Genomic DNA, 19,200 nt, shown 5'->3' with positions numbered 1-19,200 from the left:
AGATTATTAATTTAATAATATTTAAGTGCTATTTTTGAACGGCGATCGATTTTGTAAATGTGTTTTCTACCCTTAAAATATTATTTCATAAAAAAAGTTCACTGCTATAAAGCAATGAACTTTTTTAAATATTTATTAAATTTATTAAATTTATTAAAAACAATTACTGTTTTTAAATGTTGCGCTTACTTACAATAAGGATCACTAAATTAATTTAATACGGCATCCAAACGGTCATTTCACCTTTTGACCGATTTCCCCATGCAAAATAGGGCACCAAAGTTATTCCAACCTGTTGTTTATTTATTGAAATTGGTTGGTATAAGGATTTCTCCCAATTACCACTATCTAAAAACGCTTTTGCCTTGATAGTAATGAAATCTCTATTATTAATATTTATTTTATCTGTTGTGAAATTAGAGTTCACATCCAATACAATCGTATTTATATCTACTTTTTTAGATATGTCTTCGGTTTCTAAACAATATACAATGGGACCACGCTTTACAGCTACTTGATTTTTTGTTTCTTCTACCAACGGATTTGCTTGCATCAACTCTACTGGCATAGGTATATTAAGTTCTATTACATCACCTTTTTTCCATTTTTTTGAAAGTTTTGTATAGGATCCCGTAACTACTTCTTCTTGAATTAAACCATTATTTACAGAAACTGTTGCTCCTCGGCTCCATCCTGGTATTCTTAATAAAATAGCATAATCTCCTTTTGGTGCTTTTGTGATTTTTAAAACAACTTTACCATCCCAAGGGTAATTGGTTTGCTGTTCTATTTCTATGTTTTCTCCTTTTAAAGTTTTTGTTTTTAAATGATTGCTTCCATACAAATTAACATATAATCCTTCTTTTGAAACATTATAAGCATAATTATTAACCTGAGCCAAAGTTCGTGTTACATTTGGTGCACAACAATTTGACCATGCAATATACCCTTCGCGTTCGCTTCCCCATCGTTGTTTAAAAGGTAAATTATCTGATACATTTAAAGGATTGTTATAACAAAACTCGGTTCCTTCAAGACTTATACCAGATAGTACACTATTGTAAAGTGCTAATTCCATAACATCTGTATATTTAGCATCTCCTGTAAGTTGTAACATGCGCCAATTCCAAAGTACATTTCCAATATTAGCGCACGTTTCAGTGTGTGCTGTAGCATTTGGTAATTGAAACGGCCTACCGTAGGCTTGATGTATTTTTTGAACATCTTTGGGGTTATATGAAGTTCCATCAGGAGAAACACCATCATATAAAGCACCACAGCCTCCTGTAATATACATTTTTCTGTACACCACATCTTCCCATATAGATTTAAGGTTATCCATTAATTTTTCCTCGCCTGTTTCAGCATATAAATCGGCTATACCTGCATATAAATAATTAGCTCTTACGGCATGACCCATAGCATTTGTTTGCTCTCTAAACGGGATTCTATCTTGGTTATCATCGGTTCCATCATTTGTAGTGCCTCTAATATCTATTAAATTATTTGCTAGTTCTAAATAACGTGGATCTTTAACCGTGCGATACATTTCTACAATACCCATGTAATGTGATGGACATATAGCATTTCGTGCCAATTCTGGTGATGCTTTTTTATAAAAATCATATAAAAAATCTGCAACACCTTTAGCAACTTCTAAAAAGCTAGTTTTACCCGTTGCTCTGTAATGTATACAAGCTGAAGTCATTAAATGCCCCATATTATACTTCTCAAAACCTAATTGTTTTTTAAGTTCTTCAGGACCTAAAGTACCCCAACGTTCTTCAATTAAAACTGGCGTGTTAATATAACCATCGGCTCTTTGGACTTTGGTAAACATAGCAATGGCTTCATCCATTTGCTTGTTTAACTCAGGGTTTTTGGTAACTGCGTAAGCTGAGGCCATTCCCTCTAATATTTTATAAAAATCGCCGTCATGAAATGAAGGTCCTGCATGCTTGCCCTTCATTAACCCAGCAGCTATTTTAAAATTTGCATACGCGTGACTAATAGAATCATTGTGATATAAATCCCACATAAAAGGTATTGTATTTTGGGTTTCCACATCAAACTGTTCTTTCCAAAAACCATTCGTCCATGTTACATCTTGTAAATCTAGACTTTGCAATTTGGTATAAGGACTGTTGGAGTTGGCTACTAAACCTTTGTTTTGACCAATAACGAGACTATTAAATGACAGTGATACACATATTAAAACTAAGCTCTTTTTCATAATTAATTTATTTTACATATACATTTATTGTACGACTCATCGAGTCTCCTTCAGCGTCTTTTACTTTTATAACAAAAGATGCTAATCCTTTTTTATCTGTTTTAAACTGAAGCTTTTCTTTATTTAATGCTACTTTTCCATTTTCCACAATTGAAACACTGTATTCTGGATTTAATTCATACCCCATAAAATAATCAATTAAATCCAATTCAATATGTTCTCCTAAATTGATAAAATAATGTGGTTGTGCCATCCAATTTAAATAATCTTCTAATTGTGTAAAACCATCTTTGTCATTATCTGAGTTGGATTCTGAAAAATCACCTTTAGCAGAATTTTCATTTAATCCATGAACTTGCTCCCACCAATTTGGTAAACCGTCGTGGTCTGTATCCCAATGTTCAGGACGTGTTTCACTTGCATACTCTGGAAATCCACCAGCATCTTTTTCTGTATCTATCATACCAGGAAACCCACTTTTACTTCCTTTATATGTATAAGTCCCTTTAAGAGTTTCATCTAAAATACGAGTATCATGTTTATCAAAAAATGGTTGATTAGCACCAACATCAGATAATACATTTTTATAAGCTGCACTAGCAGATTGTGTAGTGACATAAGACTCGAAGAATGGTTTTTCTACAAAGGTTTCAAAATCGACTATGGCTCCTTCACTTATTTGGATTGTTTTCCCTTTTTCTTGTGAAGATTCATCAAAATACCCTGGCATCACATTTCCATCAAAAAAGTACTGTTGTTTCCCTTTACCAACACCTTCGTGTTGAACTTTTAATGCATAAAAGAATTTTGTGCTTGCTCCTGGTTTATAATAATTATTAACAAAATTTACTTCATTTGCTCCACCATCTGTGGTTCGTTTTCCCCAGTTATAAACTACGTTATTTCTAAGATCTAATTTACCTGAGTAATAACCATCGCCATTTAAACCGCCTCCTAAACTCCAATTTCGCCCATAATTATGAGATAATAAATTATGATGAAAACTTCCTATATCGCCACCAATAGTTGCTGCATAACCGTGCATGGCTCCTGACCCATATTTATCGTGACCCGCAAGATTTAAAGCTTCAGATATTAGAGTACGTTGCAATGTTATATTATGTGCACCTCGGGAACTAAACGATTCATCTATGGTCCAACTAATCGAACAATGGTCTATAATACTATGGTTTGCACCTGTAAGCCCCATACCATCATATGTGGTTCCTGAACCTATTCTCACTTTTAAAAAGCGAACAATGCCTTCATTACCTGTTAAACCCACTGGCGCTCTTGTAATTGTAACCCCTTCTCCAGGAGCTGTTTGTCCCGCAACAGTAATATAAGGTTGATTGATAACTAATCTTGATTTTAATTCTATATTTCCCGAAACGTTGAAAACGATGGTTCGTGGTCCAATTTCTTGATTTACTGCATCTCTTAAACTCCCTGGACCATCATCATTTAAATTGGTTACTTCAACAACTTTACCGCCACGGCCACCAATAGCAAAACGCCCATAACCTTCAGCTTCTGGAAATGCTAATTGTGCAGGTTTAAACGACCATACATTCCCTTGGGTTATTTCTCCCTTTTTATTAACCTCATCAACGCGCCAATAGTAAGTTGTCATGCTGTATAAATCATTTATAGCAAATTCATTTTCAGTTAACTCTCCTTTAAATTCTGAAGCTTTTTTATCTGCATTTTTAATCGCTTGCTCATTAGTTCCAAAGTATAATTTATGAGACACTGTTCCTTTTGGTGATTGCCATTTTAATTTTGAATCTCCATTAAATACAACATGTTCATCTTTTGATTCTGGAAATGGTGTATGCGCTTGCTTTTTAATATCTGGTGTATCTATTTCAAAACCATTAATGACCATTTGCCAAATATAAAAGGTTGAACGTTGATGCTCTGCATCTAAATCCATCACAAATCGAATAACAACATCTTTGTCTGTTTCAGCTTTAAAAGTAATATATGCCGTTGCTGCTTCTATTTTTGAAAATTTTCTATTTGTTGGTTGTACCGTTTCAGTAAGCTTGTCATTAACATAAATTTTTATATCTGGAAAAACTTTTGCTTCCATTTTATCAAATGTATTATGGAAAGTAAGTAAAGAATGTTTTCCTGCTTTCAGCCCGCTGATTATCATTTCTAAACTATCACTAGTTACTAAACCATCAGCTCCTAATCTGTTATAATGTGGTGCATTAACTCCAAGTTTGAACCAATTTGAAGAAAAAGCACCTTTTAATTTCACTTTTACATTATTGAACGTTTTTTCAACTTCTGTTTGTTCTTCAATAACCCATGATTCATAATTAGGATCATGAACTTCTTGTAATTTTCTTCCTGAAAAATCGAAATCTACTTTTACAGTTTGCTTTTCTGTTTTATTATTGCTTTGACATTGTACGTTTAATAGTGCTGCTGTAGAAAGCAGTAAACATCCTAATATGTGTTTTATAAGTTTCATTTAATTTAAATTTATTTTTTCCTGTGATGTCATTTCTAACATATTTAAAACATCTTGTCGTCTTTCTTCTGGCACAACTTTTATAATGTTAACCGCTCCATTTTTAAGTTCAGCTTCAACCGTTGTATTTTTTGACGCATGTAACTTAAAATGGACATTCCAGTCTTTTGGCCATGCAGGAAATAACAGAATTTTACCATCCGCTTCTTGTAATAACATATCTTGCATACCAATCATACCTGAACCACCCCAATTATGGTCTGGAACCCAATCAAAACCTGGCCCCCAAAACGCTGGAAATCGTCTGCCTGAATCTGCCATTTTTAATAGATTATATTTAGCAGCTTCATCGGTTAAACCTAATCTAGCTGCAAAAATATTATCCTGTTTCCATCCTACATGGCTTCTAAATCTTTTTACATCTTCATCTAAAAAGTAGGTGTTTTGAGCAACTTCCAAATCTGGTTTTCCAACACCATATAATTCCCAAGGAAACACAGGGTATAATTGAGCTGGTTCTGTATTATTTATACGTTCCCATGACTTTGCAGGCGCAATGACTTTTTGATGGTTGATTTCTCTAAAATTTAAAGGTGGAATTCGTGTTTGAAAATCTTTTATATAATCAATGTCTTCTTGAGTTAAATCTTTAGAAGATATTTTTAATAACTTTTCTGAAATTACTTTTAAAGCTGAAATGGTACTATTAGCATTGTTAGACATTTTATAAGTTTCTACACCAGAGCCAGGATACAGTACTAAATGACCATTCGAATCTAGAGTTTTTCTACCACGCTTTCTTGCTAAATACTGGTAGTGTTCATCAAAAAAACGAAGACAACTTAAGATAAAACCATTATACTTTTTAACATCTTTATTGACATACTCATTTTGCTCTAACATCATTTTACAAAACTCAAAAACGGTATCCCATTGATATTCTAGCCATGCATTATGTTGCATACCTGGGTCGTAATCTGCAGGTCGCTTCCAATCGTATTCAGCTGGATTTGGTAATCCAAAGTTTTCTAATTGTTCGGTAAATGAAGCCCCTTTATGATTCCAGTAGACTTCGCTGCGTAACTCGGCATTCTTTTGCAAACTCAAATAATAATCCAATTGCGAATCCATCATATCAAAATCACCACTTTTAAGCATAGGAAAATACACCAAACGTTGGTTCTGTTGTGTCATAGTACCACCTCCCCAATTACGAAAATCTGGAGTAAATGGTAAATCTGATTTTACATAAACTGGATCATAAGTGAATAATCCACCATTGAATTTAGTTGGATACTTGCCATAGGCATTGCAACCTAACATATAGCGAAACAATTGATAGTTTTGCCCAATTTGATAAACGGAATCTTTTTCGGTGACATTATTCTTTTTAATATAAATAAAACTTCTATTCCAGAAATTATTCCACCAAGTAGTTGTATTTTTTTCAGCTTTCTTTTCTTTGGATTTATAAGAAGATACCAAATCCTGTAATCCATCATTCCACAAATTGATATTTTCATTTTGCTTCGTATGCAAAAACAATGCTAATTGATGCTTCTTACTTGGTTTAACACTTTTCAGACTAAAACCTTTAAAATCGGTATCTTGATAAACACCTTCGTAAGTTCCTGCAGGCATCATATTTTTTCCTTTCATGATACCCCCAAAAGTTAGATTCTTTATCGGATTCATCATTTGATCTTTTACCGATTCCATTTTTTGTTGCTCTACTACCACATCAAAAACGGTGTTTTCTCGGTTTTTATGATAAAATTTTACAGCATTATTCTCAAATGAAATAGAATCTTGATACGTGATGATATCGCCTTGTGGCGCCCACTTATAGGAATTGGCATTATTTGCTTTCCCTTTAACATCACGATTTTTATAACGCCAACTTTCATAAGAAGCTTTCATGTTTACAGGAACATCACTCACTGCATCTAAATGAATAACTGGACTAAAAACATCTACCCAAAGTTTTATTTTGGTATTGTTTTGAGAAACTGAGACATAACCATCTTTCAATTTTAATTCCTGACGAAAGCCTTCATTATCTTTAAATGGATTGGGTTCTAACTGAACTTTAACACGCCCTAGTTTCAACAATGTATTATGCTCGTCAAACGTGCCACTTCTTGAAAAGTAAAAATATAAATCGCCTTGTTCTACCCAAACATTCACTCCAATATCACCACCTCCTAAAGGCATGGATTCTGATGAATTTTTGCTTTGAATCGTCCAAATTTGGTTGTAATTTTCAAGAACTGGGATTTGTGCTTTAACAAAAAGCGATAAAAACAAAACCAGACAAGTTATTAAGTACTTCATTTTATAAAATTAAATCAAAATTTATTCTTTATACCAATCATCCGTTCTAAAAGACGACATGGGCAATCCTCCTACGCTAAAAATTTCAGCGTTTATAAAATCTTTAAATAAGTAACGGACAGCTACTGGACTTTCTACTCTTGGAGAAGAAATGATAACCGATTTACTTCTTACAACAGTTTGAGCAGGATAAAAAACTTTATCGTTTCCAGCTATCTCGAAACCAGTTACTTCTTCACCAAAAGATGTAATTCCATTTGGTATATTACTAAATGAGACGGTTACAGTACTTCCTTTTATTTCCATCGCATTAAACTCAGGGCTTTCATATTCAAAACCTTGAATGCCATAAGTTTTTGCCAAAGCTAAATATGCTAAACGGTTTCCTCCTTTTAATTTATCAACTGGGTGGATATTATCTTTTTCACCGATATCCATTAAAACAGCCATTCCTGAATTAGGTATTTCTTTTGAAGCCTTTAATTGTGCTTCTCTTAAATACGCTGAATTATATTTTTCTAAATAATCATTTGGATGATATCGTGTATAATCAAATGGGGCAATTTGTGCAAAATAAAACGGAAACTCACCTTGATTCCATAACCCTCTCCAAGAAGATACCATTTTTTTAAACAAATCTTTATATTCGAAAGGTCTGTCACGATTCGATTCTCCTTGATACCAAATAACTCCTTTAATACCGTAACCAATTACTGGTGATAGCATGCCATTAAACAACGTGGTTGCTTCACGATTTGGGGCTTCTTTAAAATCTTCTTTCTTTTTAGGGATTGAAATATTTTTAAAATCTTTAAGCATTTCTGAATTCATCCAAGCCTCCGCATTAGAACCTCCGTAAGACACTTCAACTAATCCAATAGGAATTTGCAATACTTCTTGAAGTAACGAGCCAAAATACCAAGCCGTGGCACTAAAATTACCTGTAGTTCGTGGTGATGCTACTTCCCATTTACCCTCAAAATCATTTTTTGGTTCTAAAACGGTAGCTCTAGGAACACTAATAAATCTAATATTCGGGTTTGTTGAATGCACAATAGCTTCGTTTCCACCTTTAACCGGTTGCCCTGTAAATCCTTTTAAAGGCATTTCCATGTTGGATTGTCCTGAACATAACCAAACCTCACCAATTAGAATGTTTTTAATGGTTTTTGAATCTGATCCCTGCGAAACTGTAATGCTATAAATTGTAAATCCCGCTTTCGGCGTTTTTACTTTTAGTTTCCATTTACCATCGCTATCTGTTTTTATTTCATAGACTTTAGAATCCCATGACGTTTGAATGGTGATTTTTTCATTTTTATTCGCCCATCCCCAAATAGGTGCTTCCATGTCTTGTTGTAACATCATATTGTCTGTAAACAAGGCTGGTAATTTTATTTCTGCATGTATTTGAAAACTTCCCAGCAAACATAAAACGGTTATAATAAAGTGTTTTTTCATTTTATTGTTTTTGTTCTTTTACTATTTTAATATCTCCTAACAAACCCGATTTCAACAACGGGTTTCCTTCTAATCTAAACGGAGCTGTCGTCCATGTTAATCGGTCCTTTTCTAGTAATTTTTGATCGCCTATTAATCTATTCGCCCAAGTATTGGTAAGCTTAACAATGAGAGTGTTTTGTCCTTTTTTAATAGCTTCAGAAATATTTACTCGATATGGATATGTCCATAGCGTTCCACAATTTTTTCCATTTATTTCGATACTTGCAATATTATTAATTTCTTGAAATTGCAAGTGTAAATTATATGTTGAAGCTTCTTTCCAATTGAACGTTTTGGAATATTTAGCAGTTCCTGAGTAATATTTTATACTATCATTAGTTGACGTACTCCAATCGAAAAGTTTATTTATTTCAAGAAGTTTCGCTGGTCCATGAAATTCTTTATCAAATTGAAGCCTCCAATCTTCATTTAAAGTTTGAACTGTTTTAAATTCTGACCAATTTTGATTTCCATATGAATCTTTTTTATTGGTAGCTTCTTTAAATATAATAATATAAGATTCATTAGCTTCAAATTGCAAAGGAATAATGGTTCTTCCTTTTTCAATCTTCCAGTTTTTTAATCCCATTGTTTTATTAGTGATTGGATGAAATAACTCGGGTATTTTACCTGAAACCCTAAACGCTACCTCAACCTGTCTTTTTTCTTCTCCTTGATTTGAAAGAAAATAAACGTGTTCGTTAGCCGTTTCTCGATGTGCCCAAGCAATTGTATTTGCATCCTTTTTTGCTAAAATAACATCTGGTTGAATTCCAAATTCTGAAAAATCATTTCCTAGATATGGTAATTTAATTACTTTCCCTTTACCTAATTTCCATTGTGATTCTCCTTGTCCGCCCCACAATTCATCAATTACTTTTTGCCATACTTGTTTGTCTTTATCACTATGTTTTCCTGGGATGCTATTTGGTTTCTTATTTACAAAAATAGTTGCCCCGTCTTTTACCAATGCTAACATTTTTTCAGCTACAGCTAGAGACATCATGTTATTTGGTGACATTTTAGTCTGCCCTGGAAAAATTAAAAACTTATACGCTACTTTTTCTGAAAAGATTACATTTCCATCCTTTACATAAGCATTTAATAACACATCGCTATTAAATGAATCGTATTTATAACCATTTAATGCATTTACCCATTTTGATAAATCAGTACTATTTTTAGAATAACGAACCTCTTTAGGCATTCTTGCTGAAGGTTGTCCTGTATTCTCCAAGCGTACTTTTTCGGATGCAACTCTTTCTTTACCAAAAACATTTGGAATGAATGGCACTAACCGACCTGGCAACAACGACCTTGATGGAATTTCTTCTCCAGTAAATACTGCAAAATCTATAACAGGATTTCCTTTTTGCAAATGAAATTGTACGCGTTGACAATAATCAAAAAAAGCCTTTCCGGGTCCCCACCATGTTTGATCGCGTTGAAAAAAAGTTCCAATGCCATCTAATGTCATTCCTGGCTTTTTGTCTACCCACGGATTGTGCACGAAAACATGATAAAAAAATCGGTTGATTCCTAAAGCATAATCTCTATCTGCCAAGGTTTTTAAATTTCCTGGATGTTCATCCCAATCCATTCTTAACTGAGTAAATGCTTCCGCTTGAATGATATCTTTTCCATATATATGTCCACCTGAAATAGCATCTAACATATCGTTTGGTTTATCGTGCGTTGGGCTTTTTAACCAAAATTCACCACTTGGATAATCGATGTATTTAAAGTGTAACAATCCATCACTCGGCATCGTTGGAGCTACATTTTCTGAACTAAATTTTACACCTGATTTTTTAGCTTCGTCTGCTAAAGTTGCAAAGAAATTATCGGTAATTAATTCTGAAATGGTTTTTCTGATATCGTATAAAATATTTTCAGAAGTTTCTATATCATCTAGCGGAATTCCTGCCATGACTGGCAAATACTTCACAATATCGTATCCTCTACGTTTTTTAAACTCGGCTTGAAAAACAGGCGACCAATTTTGACTACCACATTCCCAACTATCTAAATGAAGAATTTCCACCACTCTAGAAGCTAATTCTGGACCTGCTGTTCTTAACATTTCACCAAACCAATGATCTAACTGAAATCGAATCGCCTCAGGGTTAAACTTATCTACTTCTAAACCTTTTCCCGCTCCTCCCGTTGCATTTTCATGACCTGTAGATGTGTGACCAAACCTTATAATCTTCCAGTTTCCTTTTGGAGCATTCCAATTTAACACGCCTTTTTTATCAACAAATTGAGATATATTTACCATCTTTTGTGTATCTACACAATCCTCTTTCGTGATTTTTGATTCTGATGTTTTTGGACTAATTCTCCAAACTGCTCCAGATTTTCCTTGATAGTTATCTATCAAAGGCTCTCCAGACAGTATAATTTTAGTAACCTTTAAACCTTGATTCCATTTAGCCATGTCTAAATCTTCAGCTCCTGGTTCTGAGCCTTCTGGATTGTAAACAAATCGAAAAAACTTTGCCGTAGTAGACGCTAGACTATGTGTGTAAAAAGCATCGGTATCTTGCCAACCAGACCGCGGTGTTTCTAATCTCCCTAAACTTTTAAAATTTTCACCATCATTACTAACCTCAACAATTAACCTGTGGGCTTGATAATTATTGCCTTTGGTTTCTATTTGAATAGATTTACACGTAAATGATTCCTTAAATTCATATTGAATCCAACCAGGTTCAGACAACTTAAATTGGGTTTGCTCCTTTAAATTATCACTTAAAAAAGAAACGTCTGAGTTATTTATTGAAGTAGTTATTTCAGGTTGTATCTCTAATGATGTTTTATAACTATTACTAACTGAAATGGCAAACGTAGCAATATCTACATAGTAATCTTTATAATGCTTTGGAAGCGGCAACTTTAATTTCTTAATGTCATTCCCGTCCAAAATAGTATCAGCCCAAACGACTTTTTGCATAGACATTTCCGGAGTAATCCATGGTCCACCAGCCACAGCAAAACCATCGGCTGCATGAAAAGCAATTTTTAAACCTAATCTATCGGCTTCGGTTAATGCCCAATGCACCATATCCCAAAACTCTTTGCTTAACTGCAAAATAGGTGAATCAATTAATGGTTCTTCATCTGGTCCTTTAATGGTCATTAAATAAGCGCCTCGAATGCCTGCCTTTTTCATGGCTTCTAAATCGGCTGTAATACCTTCCTTAGAATACGCACTTTTCATCCAATACCAATACACCCATGATTGTGCACTTTCTTGTGTAGGCTCGAAATAGGACGTTTGATTTTCTTGCGATTTTTTGCAAGAAAACACATTTATCACTATGAAAAACACACATAAGTATTGGATGGTTCTTTTCATTTAATAACTAAACTTTTCAAGAGTCTTTTCGACTCCATTTTTACTTAACTGAAATGGCACAATGTAAAAACCATACTGATAATCTTTGGATGGAATTTGATATTTTTCCATAGGTGCACCAACTGGTGACCAACTATCATTCCCTCCAATTCCCATTTGAATTAAATCGATATTCAAGGTTAAATAACCAGCATCAACCAAATCAAAAGTATGTTTCGCTTCGTTTAAATTTTCTTGTGTATATGGCCAAACACTCATACTTAGTGGTTGTGAACCAACCACTAAAAAACCTTCATTTTTATTTGAAGTTGTACAAGCCATCCATCTCACATCCGTTCTGTTTCCATTTTCTTGAGGCATGACATAAGGCTCTGTAAAGTCTTTTAATGGAAGACCGTATTGCTGAATAGGAAACCCATGATTACGATCTGTGTAATTTTCTAACTCGCCTTTTCCATACCAAGACATTTGATTGAATTTATTTTGAACCCCCATTTGCATACCTACTTTTGGAATATTAGGTAACCCTTCTGAAGCTTTTAAATGATAATTAACTTTAATAACTCCGTCTGATTTTATAGTATAAGAGATAGTTACTTGGGCACTATCTTTAATCACTTCATAATCAGAAATAACTAACACATTATTTCCAGATTTCTCAGTTTTTACAGACGTTAATTTTGGTTCGTTTTCATACCATTGTTTTAACACTCTATGTGGTTTCCAACCTTTACGATCGTTATCTGTTAACGGTCTGGTGAAATTTGGTAACAATGGCGCAAAAACCTGTTCTTTTCCTTTGAAGATATATGAACTTAAAGCACCATTATTTTTATCAACTAAAACATTAAAAGCGTCACCGCTAACTTTAATATTTTCATTAGATTCCGAAATTTTTAAAACTGCTTTTGAGTTTTTTGAAGTATATTTATCTTCTGCTTTAGCCTGTAATAAAAACTGATCGGAAGCAACTGTAAATCCTTTTTTAGCCCACAACTTATCATGCGGCAATTGGAAACTCATGTTCACAAAGTATTCTGCATCAGCTTTCATTTTAGGAACATACTTCTTGATATCTAAAACTGTTTTGTTACCTGCTTTTAAATCGAAAGGCGTTAAAACTTCTTCTTTTATAACTGTTCCATTCTCTAAAATTTGAATTACAGGAATATACGCCGCTAAAGATTGTGTTGCTTGTCTGTTTTTGATAGTCAGTTGGTTTCCATCCAAATTACAAGTAGCAGGTTGATATACCCACTTGTTTTCGTACATAGCTGCTTTTGGTCTCCCATCGGATGCGACAATACCGTTAATGCAAAAATTCCCATCGTGTCTTACTTCACCAAAATCACCACCGTAAGCGTAAAATTCTTGTCCTGTTTTTTTATCTACTTTTAGTAGTCCTTGATCTTTATAATCCCAAATACAACCACCAATCATTCTTGGTAATCTTCTAAACTCATCCCACAACTCTTTCAAATTTCCTGTAGAATTCCCCATAGAATGTGAATATTCTACAAACAAAATGGGTCTTATATCAGCTTTTAGATCGACTAAATACTGAGGTGTAAAAACACCTGGATAAAAACGGCTCACCATATCTACATACGATTCATCTTGCGGGTTTTCAAAACGATGTGCATGATCTACGGTTCTTGGATATCTTGAATCTCTTTCATCAATATAACCATCTAATCTAGGATTCCCTTGTGCTGGTTCGTAGTGAACAGGTCTTGTAATATCAAAATCATGAGTCCAAGCAGCCATAACAGCGTGATTTGGCCCTTTACCAGATTCGTTACCTAAACTCCACATAATAACACTTGGATGATTTTTATCACGCTCAACCATACGGCTCATACGTTCTACATGGGCATTCGTCCATTGGGTATCATTACTTAATCTGCCTCCCAAGCCATGCGTTTCTAAGTTAGCTTCGTCCATAACCATAATACCATATGCATCACATAATTCGTAGAAATAAGGATCGTTTGGATAATGGCTAGTTCTAATTGTATTGAAATTGAACTGCTTTATAGTTCTAACATCATCTTCAATATCTTCTCGAGTCAACGCTTTTCCTCTAACTGGGTGGTGATCGTGACGATTTACACCATAGATATAGGTTTCTTTTCCGTTAATTAACAGTTTTCCATTGTCTTTAGAAAACTCAATGGAACGGAAACCGACTTTACAAGATTTCACTTCGCTAATAGTACCATTTTCATCTTTTAAAGTTAATACCAACGTATACAAATTAGGTTCTTCTGAACTCCATTTTTTTGGATTTTGAATCTTTTTTTCAAAAAACCCAAAACGTACATTGTCTAAACGTGGATAACTTTCGTTTACAATACTTTTAGCTAACGTATCTATTGGTTTTTCAAATAAAGCTTCATTTTTATCATTATAAATTTGAAATTCAAACGATGCATTTTTAATAGTATCACCTGTCAAATTTTCTAATTTCGGACGTAATTGAAACACGGCATCTTCATAATTTTTATCCAACTTAGTTTGATAGAAGAAATCTTGGATTCGTAATTTCGGTTCTGCCATAATGAATACTTCGCGCTGAATTCCACTTAATCGCCAATGGTCTTGATCTTCTAAATAAGCTCCATCACTATAGCGAATAACTTGTACTGACAATACGTTCTCTCCTTCTTTTAAATAAGGCGAAATATTAAATTCTGAAGGCAAACAACTATCTTCTCCATACCCTAAGAAATCACCATTTAACCACACTTGAAACGCCGAACTTACACCTCCAAAATGTAAGGTTACGGTCATATCTTTTTGCCATTCTTTTGGCACTTTGAATTTATGCTGATACGAGCCAATTCCATTCGTGTCTTTTGGCACAAATGGCGGATTGATTGGTCTAAATGGGTACACCGCACTTTTATAAATAGGGGTGTCATAGCCTTTTAATTCCCAGTTTGAAGGCACCTCTATTTTATCCCAATTAGAAACTTCATTTTTATAAAAATCTTTAGGCGCTTGATCTAAGTTTACCGAATATTTAAAATCCCATTCACCATTTAATAGTAAGAATCGGCTTTTTTCACGATTGCCTTCAAGAGCATCTTCTACTGTTTTATATGAATAGGCCGTTGCTCTTGCAGGTTGGCGGTTAATGCTTGTTACCAACGGATCTTCCCAAGGCGCATAACTATATTTTTTAGGAGTTTCGGGAATCCCAGCCGGTTCGCCCGTCACCGTTTGTGCATTTACTAAACTTGCCATACTTAAGGCAATAAAAAATATGATACTATTGTTTTTCATCTTCTAATTTTACAAAATGGATATCGCTTTTACCTAAATCTTTTGATGTTGCCACTGCAATGCCTCGTTGTCCTGCTTTATTAACTGCGCAGTAATAATGATATACAATACCATCGTATTTTATAACAAAAGATTTGTGAGCAAACATATTATCATAGGATTCTGAAGATTGAATTAAATCTTCTCCTTCCCAATCTTTCCAATGGATTAAATCGTTAGATACCGCAAATCGATTAAAAGCACCTTGATCCCAACCTGTCCAAAATGCTCCAAAATAAAACATCACCCAAGTACCATTAATACGTTGAATATACGCATCTCCTGAAATTCCTTTGTGATGATTGATTAGTGGTTTATCTCCATAACGTTTCCAATTTCTCATATCATTTGAAACTGCCATAGCGATACGTTCTGCGCCTTTGGCAGGGGTTATACTATCACCACGAGCATTGTAATACATGATAAAATCATGACCTGTTTCTTTCTTAACATCTCTAATCACAGAACTTTTATACATGGTGCTATTATCCCACCATTTTGCTTTATCATCATTTGGTCTTAAAACGGGTTCTGGCAAACGTTTAAATTCGTGAGGTGTCGTTGGGAACTCCTCTGTATATGCCATTCCCATAGATAAAATACCCGCTTCGTACCCTGTAGTATTTCCTCCAAAATAACTCATCCAGTATTTATCATCATAAGATTTCCATTCGTAAGAACCTCCCCAAGTTGGGTCTTGTAAAGCAATATACCCTGCTTTTTGATTCACATCCCATTCCGTGGTGTCTTTTGAAAATGACATCACTTTCCCAAGATGTTTCCAGTTTAACAAATCATCACTTTCTGCCAACCACGTTTCATAACCACGACCTTCAAAAATCAAATACGTCATAAACCATTTATCATCTTTTCTAAAGATACTCGGACAATCCATTTTATATGAATCATCAGTAGGCACCATAATCAAACCGTATTTATAGGGTGTTTTAATTTCCTTATAAATCTCTTGCATCACATCATTCGTAATGTCTCTTTTTTTTGTTTTTGATGTACAAGAAAAAATAGACACAAGAATAAAACATACTGCTATAGTTTCAAAAACAGTTTTAGTTTGCATTTGTTTTATACTATTTCTTAAATTTTAAATAAACCGTACGTTTTTGAAGTCCGTTTAACCATTTTGGTTGTGATGAGGGACCTATTAAATCTGTAGTATTTACTTTGTTTCTTGCTGGTGGAATAACATCCAACACCGCAATTCCTGTGTTAGGAATGGTGTACAATAATGCATCACGACCATCACGAGGAGAATACACTCCTAGATAAGTATTAGTCTCTTTATTTTCTATGTGAATTTTTCCTTCGGCAGTGGTAAATTCTGCCCATTTCCAGTTATTGAAATAGCCTTTAAATTCTGGATAATTGAACGATTCTCCTGGAATAGGATCGTTATAATCATTTTCCCAAATATCTAAAGTGGTTCCTTTTAAACGGTTTTGCCAAACACGATAAGGCCCATCGCCTAACCATTTTTTAGATTGCATCTTTTCTTCAGGATACTCAAAGTACATTCCTGCTAAATCTACAACGCCATTATATTCGTATTCATAATCTAATTGAATCAATCCGTCAGAATCAATCGTCCAAACAACTTTTTGAAGAATTCCATGGTAATTTGCTTCAATAACAACCAAATTACCATCTTTTTTTGCTGAAATATTCAATAGATTTTCAGAGCAATTCACTTCTTCATCCCAACATGCAAACTCTTTATAGATTCGATCTTCTCCTTTTAAAAATTCTGGATTGATGGTGCCATCTAAAGTACGATCACCACGGCGCGCTATCATTATTTTAGGACCGTTTGCTAAACTGATAGTGCTTCCGTTTTGTTGCACTTCTATCAACTTTCCAGAAATTTTATCAATTTTCACCACTGTTTTATTTGCTGTAACAGTAAAATTTCCTGTTGTTTCTTTTAAATCAATGGTTCCTGATGTTGCTTGTTTTATTTCTACTTGTTTATCCCAGGTATAATCCCAAGTCCATAATTCATGCCCCTTCGCATTAGTTACTTTCAAGTACAACACATCGGCATTTTGCCAGTTATTTGGTAAATTTATATTTAATTCACCCTTACCATGAGGTAAAATAGTTGGTGATTTAACCGTTCCTTTATTAATAGTTTTACGATCTGATTTACCCTGTAATGGCGATGTAAAACTCACCAATTCCCATTCAAATTTACAAGTGTTTGTATTTGCAAAATCGTAACGGTTTTCAATTTTGAAAGTCCCGTTAAAATCTTTTTCTAATTTTGAAGCATTCATAATCATTACTGGAGACCAAACCTCTTTTACAGTAAAGAAGCTACCTTCTTTTTCGTGATGTGGCCCAACTATACCATCAGCTCCATAGTTTCCTTGATTATCTATCCGTCCATCTTGATCGGTACGTGCAATACCTTCATCAGCAAACACCCAAAGGTAGCCTCCTGCGCCTCTAGGATGCTTACGCATCACTTCCCAATAATCATCAAAACCAGCTCCATGACCACCATCGTACAATCCGTGAAGGTACTCAGTAGGCATAAAAATTTTATCGTCTCTAAAATACTCTAAGGTTTCACCGTAAGAACGGTAGTGCATGGTTTCAACACCATTATGTTCTTGTTGTGGGTGCAACACAGGACGTTTTTGTAAATCCCAGATATCAAATTGGTCATCTAAATTAGTATTCCAACCGCCTTCATTTCCGTTAGACCAGAAAATAATACTTGGATGATTTAAATCGCGCGTTACCATTTCTTTCACTAACTTTTTACCAATAGCATCGTCGTAATGACCATGCCATCCGCCTAATTCGTCCATCACGTATAAACCTAACTCATCGCAGGCTTGAAGGAATTCTGGATCTGGTGGATAGTGTGATAAACGCACTGCATTCATGTTCATTTCTTTCATTAAATGAACATCGGCATAGTTTAATTCTTTGTTTAAGGTTCTTCCTGATTCTGGCCAGAAACTATGACGGTTAATTCCTTTCATTAATACACGCTGTCCGTTAACGTAAATACCATCGCCTTTTCTAATCTCGATAGTTCTGAATCCTATAGTTTCAGATATCTCGTGTAAAAGTGTTTTATCTTTAAAAAGTTTGATCGCTACTTTGTACAAATTGGGTGTTTCGGCAGTCCATTGTTTAACGTTATTAAACGTTCCATCTAAATGAATTTTATCACCACCAGCAACCACAGTTCCCGATAGTGTTTCTCCTATTTTTTTTCCTTTTTCATCAAAAATTGTAGCTTCTGCTCTTAAATTAGACGCCCCATTTCCTAAAAAAATATTTGCTTCAAAGGTTCCATCAGCTTCAGCTCTTAACGACGTATAATCGATATGACTTGCAGGTAAAGCTTCTAAAAAAACAGGACGAAAAATGCCTCCAAAATTCCAATAATCAGCGCGTCTTTCCGCTAAATTAACACTCGCATTTTTTGACTCTTTAGCCACTGTAACTTCTAAAACATTGTCTTTTCCGTATTTTAAAAGTCCAGATATATCATGTTTAAACCGATAAAATGCCCCTTGATGTTCGGAGCCTGCTTTCAACCCATTTATTTTAACTTGGGTATCTGTCATAGATCCATCGAACACAATTTTAACTATTCTATTTTCCCATTCTTTAGGTACTTTAAACGTGTATTTATACTCTCCTACTTCATCGGCAATACCTTCAGGAAAAGGTTTTCCATAAAATTTGATTCCGTATTGGTACTTCCCAAAACCTTCTTGCTCCCAAACTGATGGTACGCTTATGGTGGACCATTCGCCACTGTTTCTTCCATCTGAAATTTTAAACTCCCACTCTTTGGTGTCTTGGTAACCAGTCCCTGATAAATATTGAATTTGGGTTTCTGTGTTTTGTGCTATTACTGCAAAATTTGCTAAAAATATAAGAAAAGATAATCTGTAAATAAATTTGTTCATGCTATAA

The 19,200-nt window shown here is 34.3% G+C and carries 8 protein-coding genes; all 8 read right to left on the bottom strand.

Annotated features, from left to right (window positions below):
* Window positions 1-214: 214 nt before the first annotated feature.
* From QLS71_RS09480 to QLS71_RS09445, 8 genes are read right to left on the bottom strand one after another with little or no spacing between them, the layout of a single operon-like run.
* Window positions 215-2,233: a glycoside hydrolase family 127 protein gene (locus tag QLS71_RS09480; RefSeq protein WP_308991000.1), complete on the bottom strand. Its 2,019-nt coding sequence runs from the start codon at window positions 2,231-2,233 to the stop codon at window positions 215-217.
* 7 nt (window positions 2,234-2,240) lie between these two features.
* Window positions 2,241-4,718 carry a T9SS C-terminal target domain-containing protein gene (locus tag QLS71_RS09475; protein WP_308991001.1) on the bottom strand — a complete coding sequence of 826 codons (2,478 nt, stop codon included), beginning with the start codon at window positions 4,716-4,718 and terminating at the stop codon, window positions 2,241-2,243.
* Window positions 4,719-7,052, bottom strand: a complete 2,334-nt coding sequence (locus QLS71_RS09470) for a DUF5703 domain-containing protein (RefSeq protein ID WP_308991002.1) — start codon at window positions 7,050-7,052, stop codon at window positions 4,719-4,721.
* 21 nt (window positions 7,053-7,073) lie between these two features.
* Entirely contained in the window at window positions 7,074-8,513 is a 1,440-nt protein-coding gene (locus tag QLS71_RS09465; protein WP_308991003.1) for a sialate O-acetylesterase, read from the bottom strand.
* A 1-nt stretch (window position 8,514) separates the two neighbouring features.
* Entirely contained in the window at window positions 8,515-11,916 is a 3,402-nt protein-coding gene (locus QLS71_RS09460) for a glycosyl hydrolase (protein ID WP_308991004.1), read from the bottom strand.
* Window positions 11,917-15,204 (bottom strand): glycoside hydrolase family 2 TIM barrel-domain containing protein, encoded by a 3,288-nt coding sequence (locus QLS71_RS09455; RefSeq protein ID WP_308991005.1) that lies wholly within the window; start codon window positions 15,202-15,204, stop codon window positions 11,917-11,919.
* The gene (locus QLS71_RS09450; protein WP_308991006.1) at window positions 15,191-16,321 is read right to left on the bottom strand and encodes a glycosylase; all 1,131 of its coding nucleotides are present in this window, start codon (window positions 16,319-16,321) and stop codon (window positions 15,191-15,193) included. Before QLS71_RS09450 ends, QLS71_RS09455 begins: the two co-directional genes overlap by 14 nt.
* A gap of 10 nt (window positions 16,322-16,331) precedes the next feature.
* Window positions 16,332-19,193 carry a glycoside hydrolase family 2 TIM barrel-domain containing protein gene (locus tag QLS71_RS09445; RefSeq protein ID WP_308991007.1) on the bottom strand — a complete coding sequence of 954 codons (2,862 nt, stop codon included), beginning with the start codon at window positions 19,191-19,193 and terminating at the stop codon, window positions 16,332-16,334.
* Window positions 19,194-19,200 lie beyond the last annotated feature (7 nt).

It is taken from the genome of Mariniflexile litorale (assembly GCF_031128465.2).
GTDB classification, from domain to species: domain Bacteria; phylum Bacteroidota; class Bacteroidia; order Flavobacteriales; family Flavobacteriaceae; genus Mariniflexile; species Mariniflexile litorale.
Note: the sequence above shows the minus strand (reverse complement) of the source record. Positions and strands in the feature narration are given on the sequence as shown.